The 14,818-nt window shown below is 65.5% G+C and carries 12 protein-coding genes and 1 tRNA gene; all 13 read right to left on the reverse strand.

Features of this window, described 5'->3' with window-relative positions; all coding sequences use genetic code 11:
• On the reverse strand, window positions 1-192 hold a 192-nt coding region (locus ABWV23_RS18330), incomplete at its 3' end, for a hypothetical protein (protein ID WP_353350362.1).
• A 223-nt stretch (window positions 193-415) separates the two neighbouring features.
• A tRNA-Ser gene (locus ABWV23_RS18335) sits at window positions 416-505 on the reverse strand.
• A gap of 124 nt (window positions 506-629) precedes the next feature.
• Window positions 630-3,041, reverse strand: coding sequence for a DUF3772 domain-containing protein (locus tag ABWV23_RS18340; RefSeq protein WP_353350364.1), 2,412 nt, complete (start codon window positions 3,039-3,041; stop codon window positions 630-632).
• Window positions 3,042-3,073: 32 nt separating this feature from the next.
• Window positions 3,074-4,111 carry a cysteine synthase A gene (locus ABWV23_RS18345; protein ID WP_353350590.1) on the reverse strand — a complete coding sequence of 346 codons (1,038 nt, stop codon included), beginning with the start codon at window positions 4,109-4,111 and terminating at the stop codon, window positions 3,074-3,076.
• Window positions 4,112-4,177: 66 nt separating this feature from the next.
• Complete coding sequence (locus tag ABWV23_RS18350) at window positions 4,178-5,299, reverse strand: NUDIX domain-containing protein (protein ID WP_353350366.1); 1,122 nt, start codon at window positions 5,297-5,299, stop codon at window positions 4,178-4,180.
• Window positions 5,300-5,324: 25 nt separating this feature from the next.
• Window positions 5,325-5,765 (reverse strand): TrgA family protein, encoded by a 441-nt coding sequence (locus ABWV23_RS18355; protein WP_353350368.1) that lies wholly within the window; start codon window positions 5,763-5,765, stop codon window positions 5,325-5,327.
• A 12-nt stretch (window positions 5,766-5,777) separates the two neighbouring features.
• The gene (locus ABWV23_RS18360; RefSeq protein ID WP_353350370.1) at window positions 5,778-6,986 is read right to left on the reverse strand and encodes a class I SAM-dependent methyltransferase; all 1,209 of its coding nucleotides are present in this window, start codon (window positions 6,984-6,986) and stop codon (window positions 5,778-5,780) included.
• A gap of 56 nt (window positions 6,987-7,042) precedes the next feature.
• A complete protein-coding gene (locus ABWV23_RS18365; protein ID WP_353350372.1) occupies window positions 7,043-8,485 on the reverse strand; it encodes a cryptochrome/photolyase family protein in 1,443 nt (480 codons plus the stop codon).
• A gap of 58 nt (window positions 8,486-8,543) precedes the next feature.
• The gene (locus tag ABWV23_RS18370; protein ID WP_353350374.1) at window positions 8,544-9,773 is read right to left on the reverse strand and encodes an aminotransferase class V-fold PLP-dependent enzyme; all 1,230 of its coding nucleotides are present in this window, start codon (window positions 9,771-9,773) and stop codon (window positions 8,544-8,546) included.
• 115 nt (window positions 9,774-9,888) lie between these two features.
• Window positions 9,889-11,529 (reverse strand): BCCT family transporter, encoded by a 1,641-nt coding sequence (locus tag ABWV23_RS18375; protein ID WP_353350376.1) that lies wholly within the window; start codon window positions 11,527-11,529, stop codon window positions 9,889-9,891.
• Window positions 11,530-11,566: 37 nt separating this feature from the next.
• Window positions 11,567-11,983 (reverse strand): universal stress protein, encoded by a 417-nt coding sequence (locus tag ABWV23_RS18380; protein ID WP_353350378.1) that lies wholly within the window; start codon window positions 11,981-11,983, stop codon window positions 11,567-11,569.
• Window positions 11,984-12,188: 205 nt separating this feature from the next.
• The gene (gene acuI, locus ABWV23_RS18385) at window positions 12,189-13,184 is read right to left on the reverse strand and encodes an acryloyl-CoA reductase (protein WP_353350380.1); all 996 of its coding nucleotides are present in this window, start codon (window positions 13,182-13,184) and stop codon (window positions 12,189-12,191) included.
• Window positions 13,185-13,536: 352 nt separating this feature from the next.
• Complete coding sequence (locus tag ABWV23_RS18390; protein ID WP_353350382.1) at window positions 13,537-14,664, reverse strand: NAD(P)/FAD-dependent oxidoreductase; 1,128 nt, start codon at window positions 14,662-14,664, stop codon at window positions 13,537-13,539.
• Window positions 14,665-14,818: the final 154 nt, after the last annotated feature.

Consider the following 14,818-nt stretch of genomic DNA (forward strand, 5'->3'; position numbering starts at 1 on the left):
CAAGTGCTCGATAACCTGCGGTTTCTGCGATCTTGCCATGTAACTTGTTCCGGAACATTCTGTTCTGAGAGGATGGTATTCAATGATGATGTCGGTCCACAAGGGGGGCACCACGCGACCGGTCGAACCGATCAAGCCGCCGGACCAAATGAGGGTTCGATCTGAGTTCTTTTCTGCTAACGCCACCGGCATCGAAGTGTTCAGGTTGCGTTACAGGTTTTTCTTTCAAAATCAGCGCATTGCGAAAAATTCACCAAACCGGCGCAGGCAACAGGTTCAGAGAATTTCGGCCCTGAGAGACCGATTTTGACCGCCTCGCGCCGGGCGTGGTGAATAGCCCCTCCCGCATAACCCTCGAAAACAACGAGAAAATCCTGCCGGGTCCGGATGGGGAGAGCGATTTCACAAAGGCAAGTGGCGGACAGTGAGGGATTCGAACCCTCGAGACGGTTTCCCGCCTACACACTTTCCAGGCGTGCGCCTTCGACCACTCGGCCAACTGTCCGTGCGGCGGATATGTGCCGGATCGGCGGCGGCATTGCAAGGCGGAAATCGACCTTCGGCGCGATTGGCATGGCAATTGGTCCGATGGGCCGGGCACCTCCCGAATTGGCGGGTCGCGCCGCGCGTCAATCCTCCGCGCGGCCCTGCTGCGGATCGGCGTTCGCGCCCTCTTCGCGCCCGGCGGAAGGGGCCGGGTCACCCGGACGCAGCGCCTCGGGGTTGCGCAGCCAGATATCGCGCTGTGCAAAGGGAATCTCGATCCCCTCCTCGGCGAACCGCTCGGCGATCGCGTGGTTCATGTCGGATTTCACCGACAGCACCCAGTTGACGTCCCGCAGGATGGCACGGATCTCGAAATCCAGCGAATCCGCCCCGAACCCCTGGAACACCACGTTCGGCGCCGGGTTGGCCAGCACCATCGGATGCGCGTTGGCGATCTCGCGCAGGATGGATTCGACCCGCTTGGTCTCGGTGCCATAGGCCACGCCCACCGGCACGATCACCCGGCCCACCGTGTTGCCGCGGGTATAGTTGGTGACGATCCCGCTCACCAGGTCGGCGTTGGGCACGATCACGTCGGTCCGGTCAAAGGTCTCGATCCGGGTCGAGCGCACCGAGATGTCGCGCACATAGCCCATCTGCCCGTTGACCTCGATCCAGTCGCCCTCCGAGATCGGCCGCTCGATCAACAGGATGATGCCGGAGACGAAGTTCGACACGATGTTCTGCAGCCCGAAACCGATCCCGACCGACAGCGCGCCGGCCACGATGGCCAGCGAGCTCAGGTCGATCCCCGCCGCCGTGATTGCCGCCAGCGCGGCCAGCATGATACCCACGTAGCCTGTGCCGCTGATCACCGCGTTCTGGCCGCCCGCATCCAGCCTCGTGCGCGGCAAAAGGCTGCCCTTCAGCGCGCCCTGAAACGCCCGCGTGGCGGCATATCCGATCCCGAAGACCATCGCGAAGGTCAGGAAATCGATCGGCGAGATATTGGTATCGCCGACATTGAACCCGGCCAGGAACCGGGCCCAGACCTCGGTCAGGTCCGCCACCCGCGCGCCCCAGATCAGCGCCAGCACCGGCAGCGACAGCACCGACAGGGCAAACCCCGCCAGCGCCGGAACGATCGTTTCCTCGACCTCGGCGCCCCGCCCGGACAGCCAGCCGTAAAGGTCGGAGACGAAGCGTTGCAGAACCAGCACCATGCACACGACGGCGATCGTCATCATCGCCGGAAAGACGATCGCCTCGGCCAGCGTCTGATACCCCGCCGCTGACAGCAACGGCGCCGCCCCGGCGGCCAGCAGCGACAGGAACCGAAGGCCCGGCGCCATCCGACGCATGCCCGCCGGCATGGTCTCGGTGTCCGGATCGTCGATCAGGATAATCCGCCGCAACTGCAACAGCACCGCCGCCGAGATCAGGATGACCGGAAAGACCAGCACCGCGCGCGCCGCCTCCGAGATCGGCTGCACCGTCTCGATCAGGGAGATGATGCGATAGAGGGCCAGCAACAGCGCGAGATAAAGGAAATTGCGCCGCGCCGCCGCCCGTGCCGGTGCCGGCAGCGGAATCAGCGCGTCGCGGTCGCGCTTGGAATAGACCTGGTCCCCAAGCCACAGGAATCCCAGGATGATCGCCCCCAGCACCGGCAGAGCGCCCAGGAACACGCTGCCGCGCAACCCGACCGCCTCCGAGGCGGTCACCGCCCGCGTGATCAGGTACAGCCCCAACAGCGGCAACCCGATCCGCCCGAGCGACACGACAAAGCGCCACACCTTGGTTCCGCGCCCGCCGAGGTCCTGCAAACGACCGCCGGCGCGTTCGGCCCAGCCCCGACCGCGCACCAGCAGCACCAGGCCGGCGATGGTGAACAGCAGGATCAAGGGCGCGTTGTCGCGCAACTGGTTGAGATCCCGCGCCGCCTGCCAGCTGCTCACCGTCTCGTTGCGCAGATCGCGCAGCAGTGCCGTCAGGTCCTTGACCGCCGTCGTCCAGCCCACCGGGTTCAGGGGCGTTTCGCCCCGGGACAGCAACTCCCGCGTCTGCCGCTCCCGCGCGATGCGGTCCAACTCCGAGATCAACCCGTCGGCACGGGTATAGGCCTCCTGCGCCACCACCGAGGGGACCTGCAGATCGCTCAGCTGCGCGTTCAGCCGGGCGCGCAGATCCGCAATGCCCGCCGGCTCTTCCTCGCCGTCCGCCGGGGCCTCTCCCAGCGTGGAGAGTTGCGATTTCAAGGTCTTGATCCGGGACGAGTTGCGGTCGCGCTCCTCCAGGAAGGTCTGGCGGTAATCGACGAGCTGCGCGCGCAACTCCTCCAGCGCCGCGTTCGAGGCGCGATCGGCCTCTATGGCGCTTTCCGCGCGCCGCGCCGTTTCCTTCCAGGCGGTGTAATAGGGATCCTGCTCCAGCGGCGGGGTGAGCACCTCCTCGGCGACCGGGGTCTCGCTGTCCGCCGTCTCCTGGGCCTGCCCGAGCGAGGCGAACAGACCCAGCAGGGCCGCCAGCAGCAGCGCGACGACCTGCGCCGGCATCCGACGCGGCCCTGCTGCCCGGCGCCGGGCCATCACACGTCTTCGAACACGCCCGGGATGCTTGCCGGGGCGGCGGTCATCCAGTCGGGCACGGGCAGGTTCTTGTCGCGCAGGAAATCCGGGTTGAACAGCTTGGATTGATACCGTGTTCCATAGTCGCACAGGACCGTCACGATGGTATGTCCCGGCCCCATCTCTTTCGCCATGCGCACTGCCCCGGCCACGTTGATGCCCGAGGAGCCGCCCAGAACCAGACCTTCCTCGTGCAGCAGATCAAAGATGTAAGGCAGCGCCTCTTCATCCGGCACGAGGTAGGCGTTTTCAGGCTTGAACCCCTTGAGGTTCTCGGTGATCCGCACCTGGCCGATCCCCTCGGCGATCGAACCGCCGTCGCTGATCTTGAGCTCGCCACTGGTGTAATAGTCATACAGCGCGGCGCCGCGCGGGTCGGCCAGCCCGATCTTGACGCCCTTGGGTTGCAGGGCCTCGGCCACGCCCGCCAGCGTCCCGCCGGACCCCACCGCGCAGATGAACCCGTCGACCTTGCCGCCGGTCTGTTCCCAGATTTCCGGACCGGTGGTTTCCACGTGGGCCTGTTTGTTGGCCACGTTGTCGAACTGGTTGGCCCAGATCGCGCCGTTCGGTTCGGTCTTGGCCAATTCATTGGCCAAGCGCTCGGAATAGCGCACGAAGTTGTTGGGGTTGCGATACGGGGCGGCGGGCACCTGCACGAGTTGGGCGCCGGCAAGCCGCAGCATGTCCTTCTTTTCCTGGCTCTGGGTCTCGGGGATCACGATCACCGTCTTGAACCCCATCGAGGCCCCGACCAGCGCCAGCCCGATGCCGGTATTGCCCGCCGTGCCTTCGACGATGGTGCCGCCCGGCTTGAGCGCGCCGCGCGCCACCGCGTCGCGGATGATGTAGAGCGCCGCGCGATCCTTGACCGACTGACCCGGATTGAGGAACTCGGCCTTGCCGAGGATCTCGCATCCGGTCTCTTCGCTGGCCTTCCGCAGCCGAATAAGGGGGGTATGTCCAACGGCCTCGGCCAAATCCCGTGCGATGCGCATCCTGTCCTCCGTCATCTGGGTCACCCCGTGGTGTAGCGCCGCCCATGCCCGGCGGCAAGCACCGCCCTAACCTTCGGCGCGCAACCGGTCGCGGTGCCGCGCCAGCCAATGCGCGGTGACCAAAAGCGGCATGTCGCGATAGCGATTGCCGTCAATCCCCGCCATGAGGTCGTCGAACCCGATGATCGCACTGCGGATATCCTCGCCCTCCTCGTCCAGCCCGCCGCTGTCGGTGGTCCGTGTCAGGTCGGCGATCCCCACGAAAAGGTGAAGATATTCCCCCGAGGAACCGGTGCTGGAATAGGCCTCTCCCGCCTTTTCCAACCGCCGAACCACGAGCCCGGCCTCCTCAATCGCCTCGCGCCGGGCGGTCTCTTCCGGGTCCTCGCCGGGATCGACCAGCCCCGCGACCGGCTCCCAGACCCAGGGTGCGGGATCGCCGGCCAGGTAGACCGGCGCGCGGAACTGCTCGACCAGCAGAACCGCATCGCGCACCGGGTCATAAGGCAGGACCACCGCCGCCTGCCCCACCATCTGCGCACTGCGGTTCAACACCGGGCTCATCGTCCCGTCATGGCGGCGAAACCGCAGGTCGGCCTCTTCCATGCCGTAAAAGCTCAGGTGCGAAAAGCGATGCCTCTCCACCACCACGTCGCGGGTCACGTCGCGCGCCGGGTCCGCCGGCCGCGCCCGCGCCGCCACCCAGGATGCCGCGCGGCGGCGGATCGAGGCAAACCGCGTTGCGATCTCATCCGCGCTCACGCGTCCGTAATAGCCCATCACCTCCTGCGCCGCCCGGCAGGAAACCTCGCCCCAACGCGCGACCCAATCCTCCAGCGACCAGGGCGCACCGGGCTGCCACAACCCTGGATCGGGGAAAAACACCTCGGCGGATGCGGATTCCCCGTTTTCCAGCGTCAATTGTACAATTTCGCGCCCATAGCCAAAGCCGCCCTCGTAATACGACAGCCGCGCGATGTCCTCTGTCTCCAGCCCCCGGACCAACACCCCGCGCGCGGTTTCGCCCCCGGCCGAAAGGATCATCGGGAATACCTCGTCGCGCGCCCAATGCACGGCGTGATCCGCCAGGTGCGCCGGCGTGATGTCCAGCGTATCGGCAGTACGCCCCAGCACCACCTCCAGCAACGGTACATGCCGCAAGGTGCCGTAAAAGAAGAGATCGGCCAAATCCTTGATGTCCTTCCTGTTCAGCTCAGCGCCAGAGCACCCCGGCCATGCGCGTCAGAAGGCCCGACAATACCCCCCCGACCAGAACCGTCACCATGATCCACGGCTCGAACAGGTACTGCGCATAATCGACCGAGATCTTGATCACCGCCAGGATGGCCTCGAACGGACCACGAAAGCGGTGCTCCATCGCCAGACGGAGCATCTCGTTCCCGCCTTGAAGAACCACCCCCCAAAACAGCAGAACGACAACGCCCGCGAGGCCGTTGTTCACCGCGCTCGCAAAACCTTCGCCATGACGCCGCCCCATCACCATCCAGCCGCAGACCAGCCCCAGGCAGATGTTCAGCGGCAGGAAATAGCCGAAATCAATGCCCTCGGGCAATTGCGGCATCACCTGCACCGAGATCGCAAGCGCGATCACTGCGAGGCAGAGCGCGGCAACAAGGCGGGCGGCTGTGGGCATGAGCGGGCTCTCCTATCCGGGTCGGGACACGGTGATCTGGGTCACGTCCACCGTTGCGCTGTCGAACGCGGCAGCGCAAGCGGTAAGGTAGAAATTCCACATCCGTTTGAACCGATCATCGAACCCCATATCGGAAATTTCGTCCCACTTGTCATTGAACGTCTCGTGCCAGCGGCGTAGCGTCAGATCATAGCTTGGCCCGAACTCCATCGAGCGGACGACGCTCAGCCCGGCCCGGTCCACCTGTTCGCGCAAAACACGAGGACAGGGCAGCATCCCGCCGGGAAATATGTGTTTCTGAATAAAATCCACCCCGCGCCTGTAAACCTCCCACCGGCGGTCCGCAACCGTGATGATCTGCAGCGTTGCGTTGCAGCCCGGCCTCAGCCGTTCCCGCAGCGCGTCGAAATAGACAGGCCAGTATTTCTCACCCACGGCCTCGAACATCTCGATGCTCGCCACGCCGTCATACTGGCCGCGCTCATCCCGGTAATCCTGAAGTTTGAGTTCAACTTGGCCGGAAAGCCCCGCCTTTTCAATACGTTCCTTCGCATAATTGAACTGCTCTTCACTGATGGTCAGCCCGGTCACCTTTAACCCGCGTTCGCGCGCGGCATATTCCGCGAAACCGCCCCAGCCGCAGCCGATCTCAAGGATGTGATCGCCCTCTCGGGCGCCCATCTGGTCGATCATGCTGGCGTATTTCGCCTGCTGCGCCCGCTCCAGCGGCTCCTGCCCGGTTTCGAACAGCGCGCTGGAATAGGTCATCGTCTCATCCAGCCACAGCTTGTAGAAATCGTTACCCAGATCGTAGTGGTACGAGATGTTCTTGCGCGCCTGCTTGCGGTGGTTGCGTTGCAGCCAGAACCGCAGCCGTTCATAGGCGCGCACCAGCCCCTGGCCGGGAAACCCGTCGTAGACCGAGTCATTGCCCCGATGCACCAGATCCATGAAGGCCTGCAGATCCGGCGAACTCCACCATTGCTCCAGGTAGGCGTCGCAAAACCCCAGGTCGCCCTCGCGGATCAAACGGGCGAAAAGATCGCGATTGTGCACATGCATCTCGGCCACCGGCCCCGGTTCACGGCCCTCGGCACGAAACACCCGACCGTCCGGCAACCGGATGTCGAGGCGCCCGCAATCCAGCGTGCGCAACAGCGCCATCACCTGCGGGCAGTACCTCGGCAGGTTCTTTTGCCCGTCGGTCGATGTCAGGATCATCCACCCCTCCGTTCATCCGTTTGAAAAGGCTAGGCCGGGTTGTCCCGTCAGGCAAGTCACCTGTCGGATTTGGCCGCCGGAGTGCGGTTTTCATACGCCTCAAGCGCAATCCGACGGCCCTGAGCCGCGCTGACCACCGGTGCCGGGTAGGAATCGTCGGGCGTGAGCGCCCAACTTTCCGGAGTCACGCGGAAATACGACAGCGCGGTTTCCGGTGGGTCGCCCTGCCCCTCGGCGATCCAGGCCCGGCGATAGGCGCCGTCGGGGTCGAACTTGTCCAACTGGGTCTCGGGGTTGAACACCCGGAAATAGGGGGTCGCATCCGGCCCCGATCCGGCCGACCATTGCCAACCCATCGCGTTGCTGGCCGGATCCCAGTCGACCAGGTGCTGTTCGAACCAGTCCATCCCGATACGCCAATGGGTCATCAGGTGCTTGGTCAGATAACTCGCGACGATCATTCGCCCGCGGTTGTGCATCCGCCCGGTCACATGCATCTCGCGCATCGCGGCATCGACAAAGGGCATGCCGGTGCGCCCCTGTTTCCAGGCCAACACATGCGGATGCTCCGGGTCGGTCTGCCACGGGAACCGGTCCCATTCTGGGCGCCAGTTCCCGGTCAGGATATGCGGGCTGTGGTACATCAGGTGATAGGCAAACTCGCGCCAGACCAGCTCCTTGAGAAAGGTGTCTGCGCCGGGCTGCCCCTCTTGCCGGGCCCGCAGCCCCGCGTGCCAGCAGCGTTGCGGGCTGATCTCTCCCAGCGAGAGGTATTGCGACAGGCCCGAGGTGCCATCGACCCCGGGGATGTCGCGCCGCGTGTCATAGGCCCCGATGCCGGCGTCGATGAACCGGTCTAGACGCGCCTGCGCGGCGGCCTCGCCCGCCTGCACGTGGGATCCCACCACGTCAGCGCCGCGCCGCATCCCGGCGCCCAGCGTCCAATCCTCCAGCCGGTCAGAGCGCGGCCAGCGGTCCGGCGCCGGAATGGATCCCGGGCGCGGCTCCGGCGCGGGGATATCGCGCTGGCGCACCGCCTTCCACATCGGGGAAAATACGCGGTAGTATCCGCCGGTCTTGGTCTCCACCGTCCAGGGTTCGAACAGCAGATGCCCGGGAAACGAGTGCGCGCCGATCCCGCGCGCCTTGAGATCGGCTTTCACCTCGGAATCGCGGGATTGCGCCGCCGGGTCATAGGCCCTTGTCCAATGCACCGCCCCTGCCTCGGTCTCGGCGATCAGGTCGTTCAGCACCTCGCGCGCCACGCCCCGGCGCAGGATCAGACGGCTGCCGATGCGTTCCAGCTCCGCCTGCAACGCCGCAAGGCCCCGGCCCAACCGCCATTTCGGCGCCGCGCCCAGCCCCTCGGCCAGGTCATCGAGGATGAAAACCGGGATCACCGGCGTCCCCGCCGAACAGGCCGCCCGCAGCGCGGCATGATCCGACAGGCGCAGATCGCGCCGGAACCACAGGATCACCGGAGAAGAGGACTCGGTCATGAACCACCCGTTGTTTTCTCATCATACGCGGGCGGGCATCGGCCGGATCACGAAAAGGTCAAAGAACCTTTTCCAATGCCTGCAAAAGCTGGGCGATCTCGTCGGGATGGGTGTAATGGGTAAAACTGAGGCGCAGCACGCCCTGCTCGGGATCCACCCCCATCGCCTGCAGGGGGCGCACCGCGTAGAAATCCCCGCCACCGGCCATCACCCCATGCGTGGCCAGATCCGCCGCCACCGGTTCAGCCGGGCGGTTCAGCGCCAGCGCCACCGTGGGCGCGCGCCGCGTCGCGTCCGAGGGGCCGATCAGGCGCAGGTCGTTGCGTGCAGAGACCGCGTCGAGAAGCGGCTGCAACAGCGCCGCCTCATGCGCCCGGATCACCCCGTTGACGAAACCGGCCCGCTGCACCGCGGGCGCCTCCGGGCCCGGTCCGCCGTGATGATCGCAGAGCGCGTCATAATAATCGGCCATCCCCGCGCTGGCCGCGACCTGGGCGTGATCCGGTCCGGCCGGGGTAAACCGCTTGTACAAGGTATCCGCGTTGAAGAAATGCGCCTGGTTCGGCAGCAGTTCACCCAGCGCGCGGCGGATCACCATCACCCCCTGGTGCGGGCCAAAGGTCTTGTAGGCGGAGAACAGGTAGATGTCGGGGCCCAGCGCATCCACGTCCGGGAACCCGTGCGGCGCAAAGGACACGCCGTCGACACAGACAAAGGCGCCGGCGGCATGGGCCATCGCGGTGATCTCGGTCACCGGGTTGATCTCTCCCACCACGTTGGAGCAATGCGGGAAACAGACCAGCCGCACGCTCTCGTCCAGGATCGTCTCAAGGTCCTCGGGGTTCAGGTGCCCGGTCGCCGGGTCGATCTTCCATTCGCGCACCTCGATACCTTCGTCGGCCAGCCGCCGCCAGGGGCCGGAGTTGGCCTCGTGATCCTGGTTCGTGACCACGATCGCCTCGCCCGGTCGCATCCATTGGCGCACCGCCTGCGCCAGGACATAGGTGTTCTGGGTGGTCGAGGGGCCGAACGAAAGCTCGTCGGACTGCACCCCCAGGATCGCGGCCATGCGGGCGCGGGCCTCATCCATCTCCTCGCCGGCCAGGCGGCTTGCCTCGTAGGGGGCATAGGGCTGGACCTTGCGCTGAGTATAGTAACGGGTCAGCCGGTCGATCACCGGCGCGCAGGTATAGGAGCCGCCGGCGTTCTCGAAGAACGCCTGCCCCTTCAGCGTCGGTTCGGAAAACGCGGGAAATTGTGCCCGCACGAAATCGATATCCAGCTGCATCCAGCCCTCCGTCCGCTTCGGCGCATCCGGCGCCGTGTCCGTTCGGCACTCAAATGCAAAAGACCCCGGGGCGCAAGCACCCCGGGGCCGTTGTCAATTGTCGCACCCGTGGCCTTCAGCGCCGCTCGGCCATCAGACCGCGCCAGATCGCCCAGCACATCACCAGCAGGACCACGGTGAACGGCAGCCCGGTGGAGATCACCATGGATTGCAGCGACGACAACCCGCCGGCCGACAGCAGCAGAACGATCGCCACCGCACCCTCGAAGATGCACCAGAACACCCGCTGCGGCACCGGCGCGTCGACCTTGCCGCCCGCCGTGATGGTGTCGATCACGAGGCTGCCGGAATCCGACGAGGTGACAAAGAACACCACCACCAGAACGATCCCGATCAACGAGGTGATCCCCGCCAGCGGCAGCACGTCGAGCATCTTGAACAGCTTGAGTTCAAGCGAGGCCTCCTGCGCGGCGGTATAGCCATCGGCCAGCACCTGGTGGATCGCGACGCCGCCGAACACGCTCATCCACAGCACGCAGACCAGGCTGGGGATCAGCAGCACGCAGATCACGAACTCGCGCACCGTGCGGCCGCGGCTAACGCGGGCGATGAACATGCCGACGAAGGGCGACCAGGAGATCCACCACGCCCAGTAGAACGACGTCCAGCCCTGCATGAAGTTGACGTCTTCGCGCCCGACCGGGTTGGAGAGGGCCGGCAGATACTCCAGATAGGCAAGCAGGTAATCGGCAAAGCCGGTCAATAGCGCCAGCGTCGGCCCGGCCACCAGCACGAAAAGCAGCAGACCAAAGGCCAGCCCCATGTTGATCTCGGACAGCACCTTGACCCCGCCGTCGAGGCCACGCAGCACCGAGATCAGCGCGATCGCCGTGATCACCGAGATCAGCACGACCTCGGTCGTGGCCCCCACCGGGATGCCGAACAGCTCGTTCAGGCCGGCATTGGCCTGGGTCGCGCCGAAGCCGAGCGAGGTCGCCAGGCCGAACAGCGTGGCAAAGACCGCCAGCACGTCGATCGCGTGGCCCCACCAGCCCCAGACACGTTCGCCCAGCAGCGGGTAGAAGGCCGAGCGAATGGTCAACGGCAACCCCTTGTTGTAGCTGAACAGCGCCAGCGCCAGCGCCACCACCGCGTAGATCGCCCAGGGGTGCAGCCCCCAGTGAAAGATCGTCGCGGCAAAGGCCAGCCGCACCGCCGCCTGTTCATCACCCGCAGCGGCGCCCAGCGGCGCCCAGTCGGTGCGCACACCGTCCTCGCCCACCACGGTGCCGCCGAAGGACGATGAGAAATGGCTCATCGGTTCGGAGACGCCATAGAACATCAACCCGATGCCCATGCCGGCGGCGAACAGCATCGCGAACCAGCCGACATAGCTGTAATCCGGTGTCGCCTCTGCCCCGCCCAGCCGGACCGAACCCGCCGGGGTGACGATCAGCAGCAGGCAGAAAATCACGAAGATGTTGGCGGCTCCCAGAAAGAACCAGTCAAACCCCTTGGTCACCGCCCCGAACAGCCAGCTGAAGGCGGCCCCGGCCTGTTCCGGCAGCGCGAGCGTGTAGAAGACGAAGGCGATGATCGAAAGCCCCGAGATCAGGAACACCGGGTTGTGGATGTCCAGCCCAAACGGGCCGATCTGGGTTTCGATGTTGTCCTGACCGATCTCGTAATCGGTGTCGATGATATCCGAATGCCCCTCGGGCTCCGGTATCCCCTGGTTTGTCGTATCGTCGGCCATCTCAGACCTCCTGTTCGCAAGTATTTCGTTCCGCGGATCAGCCGCGCACCACCATGACCGAGACCTTGGCATGACCGCACAGCTTGCCGCCGTTCGAGGGCCAGATGTAATCGACCAGGTTGGGAACATGGCTTTGCATCACCACCAGGTCGGCGCCGATCTCGTCGATGGCCTTGAACAGGGTTTCGTCGAGGTCGGTCGCGGGGTCGTGGGCAACCACCGCGTGGGCCGAGGCCACGATGCCATGCGTCTCGGCCTGCTGGGCGGCGAACGCCTCCAGCCGCGCGGCGTATTCCTCGGGGTTGTGACCCAGGGCCCCCGGCGTTTCGGCCGTCACACCGACATAGACCAGGTCCGCCCCGTAATGACTGGCCAGGTCCGCCGCGCAATCCAGCGCGCGCTGCAGCTTGTCCAGATGCGCCAGGTCGACCGGCGTCATGATCTTGGAAAACACGGGTAATGTCCCTTCCTTTTTTCCCACACGGATCAGGCGGTTCAGGCGGCACAGGCTCGAACCCGCCGGTCCGCGCGGATTTCGCGGACGCACCTGACAGAATGTCGCAGGCACGTGCCCCCACCGTAATCACGGATCCCGGCGAAATGCAAAGAAGCCGCGACCTTTCGACCGCGACTTCCGACATTTCCGAACCGGTCGGGGATCAGGCGTTGACGTCGACCACCACCCGGCCCTTGACCTGTCCCTTGAGTATATCCGCGCCCAGTTGCGGCAGGTCCGACAGCGTGGCGGGCTGCACCATCGCCTCGAGCTTGCCCATCGGCAGGTCCTTGGCGATCCGCTCCCAAGCGCGCAAACGGTTGTCATAGGGCTGCATCACGCTGTCGATGCCCAGCAGGTTCACCGCCCGCAGGATGAACGGCGTGATCAGCGCCCCGTCGATCGCCGCGCCGCCGGCCAGGCCGATGGCGGCGACCGAGCTGCCGTATTTCATCTGCTTGAGCACCCGACCCAGCATCGCGCCCGCCACCGCATCGACGCAGCCGGCCCATTGCTCGCTCTCCAGCGGTTTGCGGGTGACCTCGGTCAACTCCTCGCGCGCCACGATCTGGGTTGCGCCCAGCTCACGCAGGTAGGCCTCCTGCTCCGGGCGTCCGGTCACGGCGGCCACCTCGTAGCCCAGGTTGGCCAGGATCGCGGTGGCGACCGAGCCGACACCTCCCGCCGCCCCGGTGACCAGCACCGGCCCATGATCCTTTTGCAGCCCGTGATCCTCCAGAGCCATCACCGCCAGCATCGCGGTCAGGCCGGCGGTGCCCACCGCCATCGCGGTGCGGCTGTCCAGCCCCTCGGGCAGCGGCACCAGCCAATCGGCCTTGACCCGCGCCTTTTGCGCGTAGCCGCCCCAATGCGCCTCGCCCACACGCCAGCCGGTCAGCACCACCTTGTCGCCGGGCTTGTAACGGTCATCCGCGCTGGCCTCGACGGTGCCGGCGAAATCGATGCCCGGCACATGCGGATACTTGCGCACCAGCCCGGCGCCCGGCCCGATGCAAAGCCCGTCCTTGTAGTTGACGGTGGAGTAATCGACGGCGACCAGAACCTCTGCCTCGGGCAGATCATCGACTGCGATCTGTTGCACGGCGGCGCTGGTCTTGCCGCTCTCCTCGTCCTTGTCCACTACAAGCGCGTTGAACATCGTCTGTCTCCTTCAGGTTCGGGCAGGTCCCGGATGCTTCGCATGATCCCCGCTGCGGCCCTCTCCCCGGACCGCCAGCGACTCACCGCTCGGGTTTTAAATGTCAGACTTTTAAATGTCTGACAAATGAAAACCTCTCGATGGGGCTGGCGCTTGTCGGTGGCACGTTTCATCCCGCGTCTCCGGAGTATCGGTTCCGGCGCAGGCCAAGGCCATCTCTTGCCGGGCAATGCATCGCATTCACCGAGCGGCGGGGTCGCGGATCTTCACCCGTGTCGGCAGCGGATGCTCCAACCGGCGGCGCGGCCCTCGCGTTCGTCCCAGATCACGATGGAATACGTCCAACCGGTACTCAACGGTAAGCGCGCAAGTAATGGTATTCGAAGGCGCGCTTCAACCAGTGGAACGGCTTGAAACCGGGCAGCGCAAAGCTGATCCTCTCGTTCCGGAACACCAGCATCCCGGTGTTTAGCGTGTCCATGATGCAGATGAGTTCGGCCTTGAACCTGGTCGTCGGCTGCTGTCCGGCCAGCACGGACGCGATATTCTGCGCCACCGCCTTGGCCTGCAGATCCGCCTGGTGCGCCTGCTTGGCCAGCCAGTCTGGCCCCGGGTAGCTGCCCGCGTCGCCGGCGACCCACAGGTTGGGGTGGCCGCTGACCTGACATGTCGCCTCGGCCTTTACCATGCCGCCGGGCGACAAGGGCAGGCTTGCATTCTCCAGCCACTGCGGGCCGGTCATGCCGGGCTGGAACAGGATCAGGTCGGCCTCGATCTCGCCGCCCTCGGTCACCACCTTGCGTTCCTCCAGCCGCACCATCTTGTGGCCCAGATGGGTCTCTATCCCACGCTTCTTCATCTCGGTGAGCAGCCCGTCCACAGCCTTCGCGCCCAACCGCTGGCCGGGCCGCGGCGAGGGGTTGAAGAACACCAGCCGGAACGCGTCGCGCCTTCCCTGGCGGCGCAGCAGGCTGTCGAGGATGAAGAGGAATTCGAACATCGGCCCGCCGCGCATCGCGCCGGGTTCGTTCGGGTTGGTGGCGAAGCCCACCGCGATGGTGCCGCCCTGCAACGTCGCCAGCTTTCGCTCGATCGCTTCCCCCGAGGCAATGCCCTGGCAAGGGATGATCGCGTGTTCGACACCGGGCAGCTTGCGGATGAACCGCCCGCCGGTGGCGATGATGACGTGGTCGGCCTGAATCCGACCCTGATCTGTCTCGATCGTGCGACCGTCGTCCGAAAGACCGGTGACCGAGGCCTCCAGGTGATGCACCCCGTGGCGGGCAAAGAACGGCCCAAGCGCGATGCGCAGCCCCGCGCCGCTGCGCAGCCCTGCCGGGATCCAGATCGTCGAGGGCAGATAATGCAACTCGTCGCGCGGCGAGATCACAGTGATTTCGGCAGCAACCTTGCGCTTGCGCAGCTCGCGCACGGCGGTCAACGCGGCGAAACCCGAGCCGAGGATGGCGATCTGGGTCATGGGGAGGGTCCTTTGAGGTGATCACTTATCGTAATCCATATCGTGAATGTATCTTTTCGCGGGGCGAGTCAAGGTGGCAGCGCGGGCCGCAGTGGCCTCCGATCATGGCGTCGCCATGGCCCGCGCGGCAGCATGGGCGTCGCTCTTGCACCTC

The organism is Aquicoccus sp. SU-CL01552 (assembly GCF_040365005.1).
In the GTDB taxonomy this organism is placed as follows: Bacteria; Pseudomonadota; Alphaproteobacteria; order Rhodobacterales; family Rhodobacteraceae; genus Antarcticimicrobium.

What these genes read in the sequence shown, in the direction of transcription:
- ABWV23_RS18340 (WP_353350364.1), bottom strand. Translation starts at nt 3,041, where the DNA reads ATGCCGGCGCAGGTCGTCGCGCTGCTGCTGGCGGCCCTGCTGGGTCTG.
- ABWV23_RS18345 (WP_353350590.1), bottom strand. Translation starts at nt 4,111, where the DNA reads ATGCGCATCGCACGGGATTTGGCCGAGGCCGTTGGACATACCCCCCTT.
- ABWV23_RS18355 (WP_353350368.1), bottom strand. Translation starts at nt 5,765, where the DNA reads ATGCCCACAGCCGCCCGCCTTGTTGCCGCGCTCTGCCTCGCAGTGATC.
- ABWV23_RS18360 (WP_353350370.1), bottom strand. Translation starts at nt 6,986, where the DNA reads ATGATCCTGACATCGACCGACGGGCAAAAGAACCTGCCGAGGTACTGC.
- ABWV23_RS18365 (WP_353350372.1), bottom strand. Translation starts at nt 8,485, where the DNA reads ATGACCGAGTCCTCTTCTCCGGTGATCCTGTGGTTCCGGCGCGATCTG.
- ABWV23_RS18370 (WP_353350374.1), bottom strand. Translation starts at nt 9,773, where the DNA reads ATGCAGCTGGATATCGATTTCGTGCGGGCACAATTTCCCGCGTTTTCC.
- ABWV23_RS18375 (WP_353350376.1), bottom strand. Translation starts at nt 11,529, where the DNA reads ATGGCCGACGATACGACAAACCAGGGGATACCGGAGCCCGAGGGGCAT.
- acuI (WP_353350380.1), bottom strand. Translation starts at nt 13,184, where the DNA reads ATGTTCAACGCGCTTGTAGTGGACAAGGACGAGGAGAGCGGCAAGACC.
- ABWV23_RS18390 (WP_353350382.1), bottom strand. Translation starts at nt 14,664, where the DNA reads ATGACCCAGATCGCCATCCTCGGCTCGGGTTTCGCCGCGTTGACCGCC.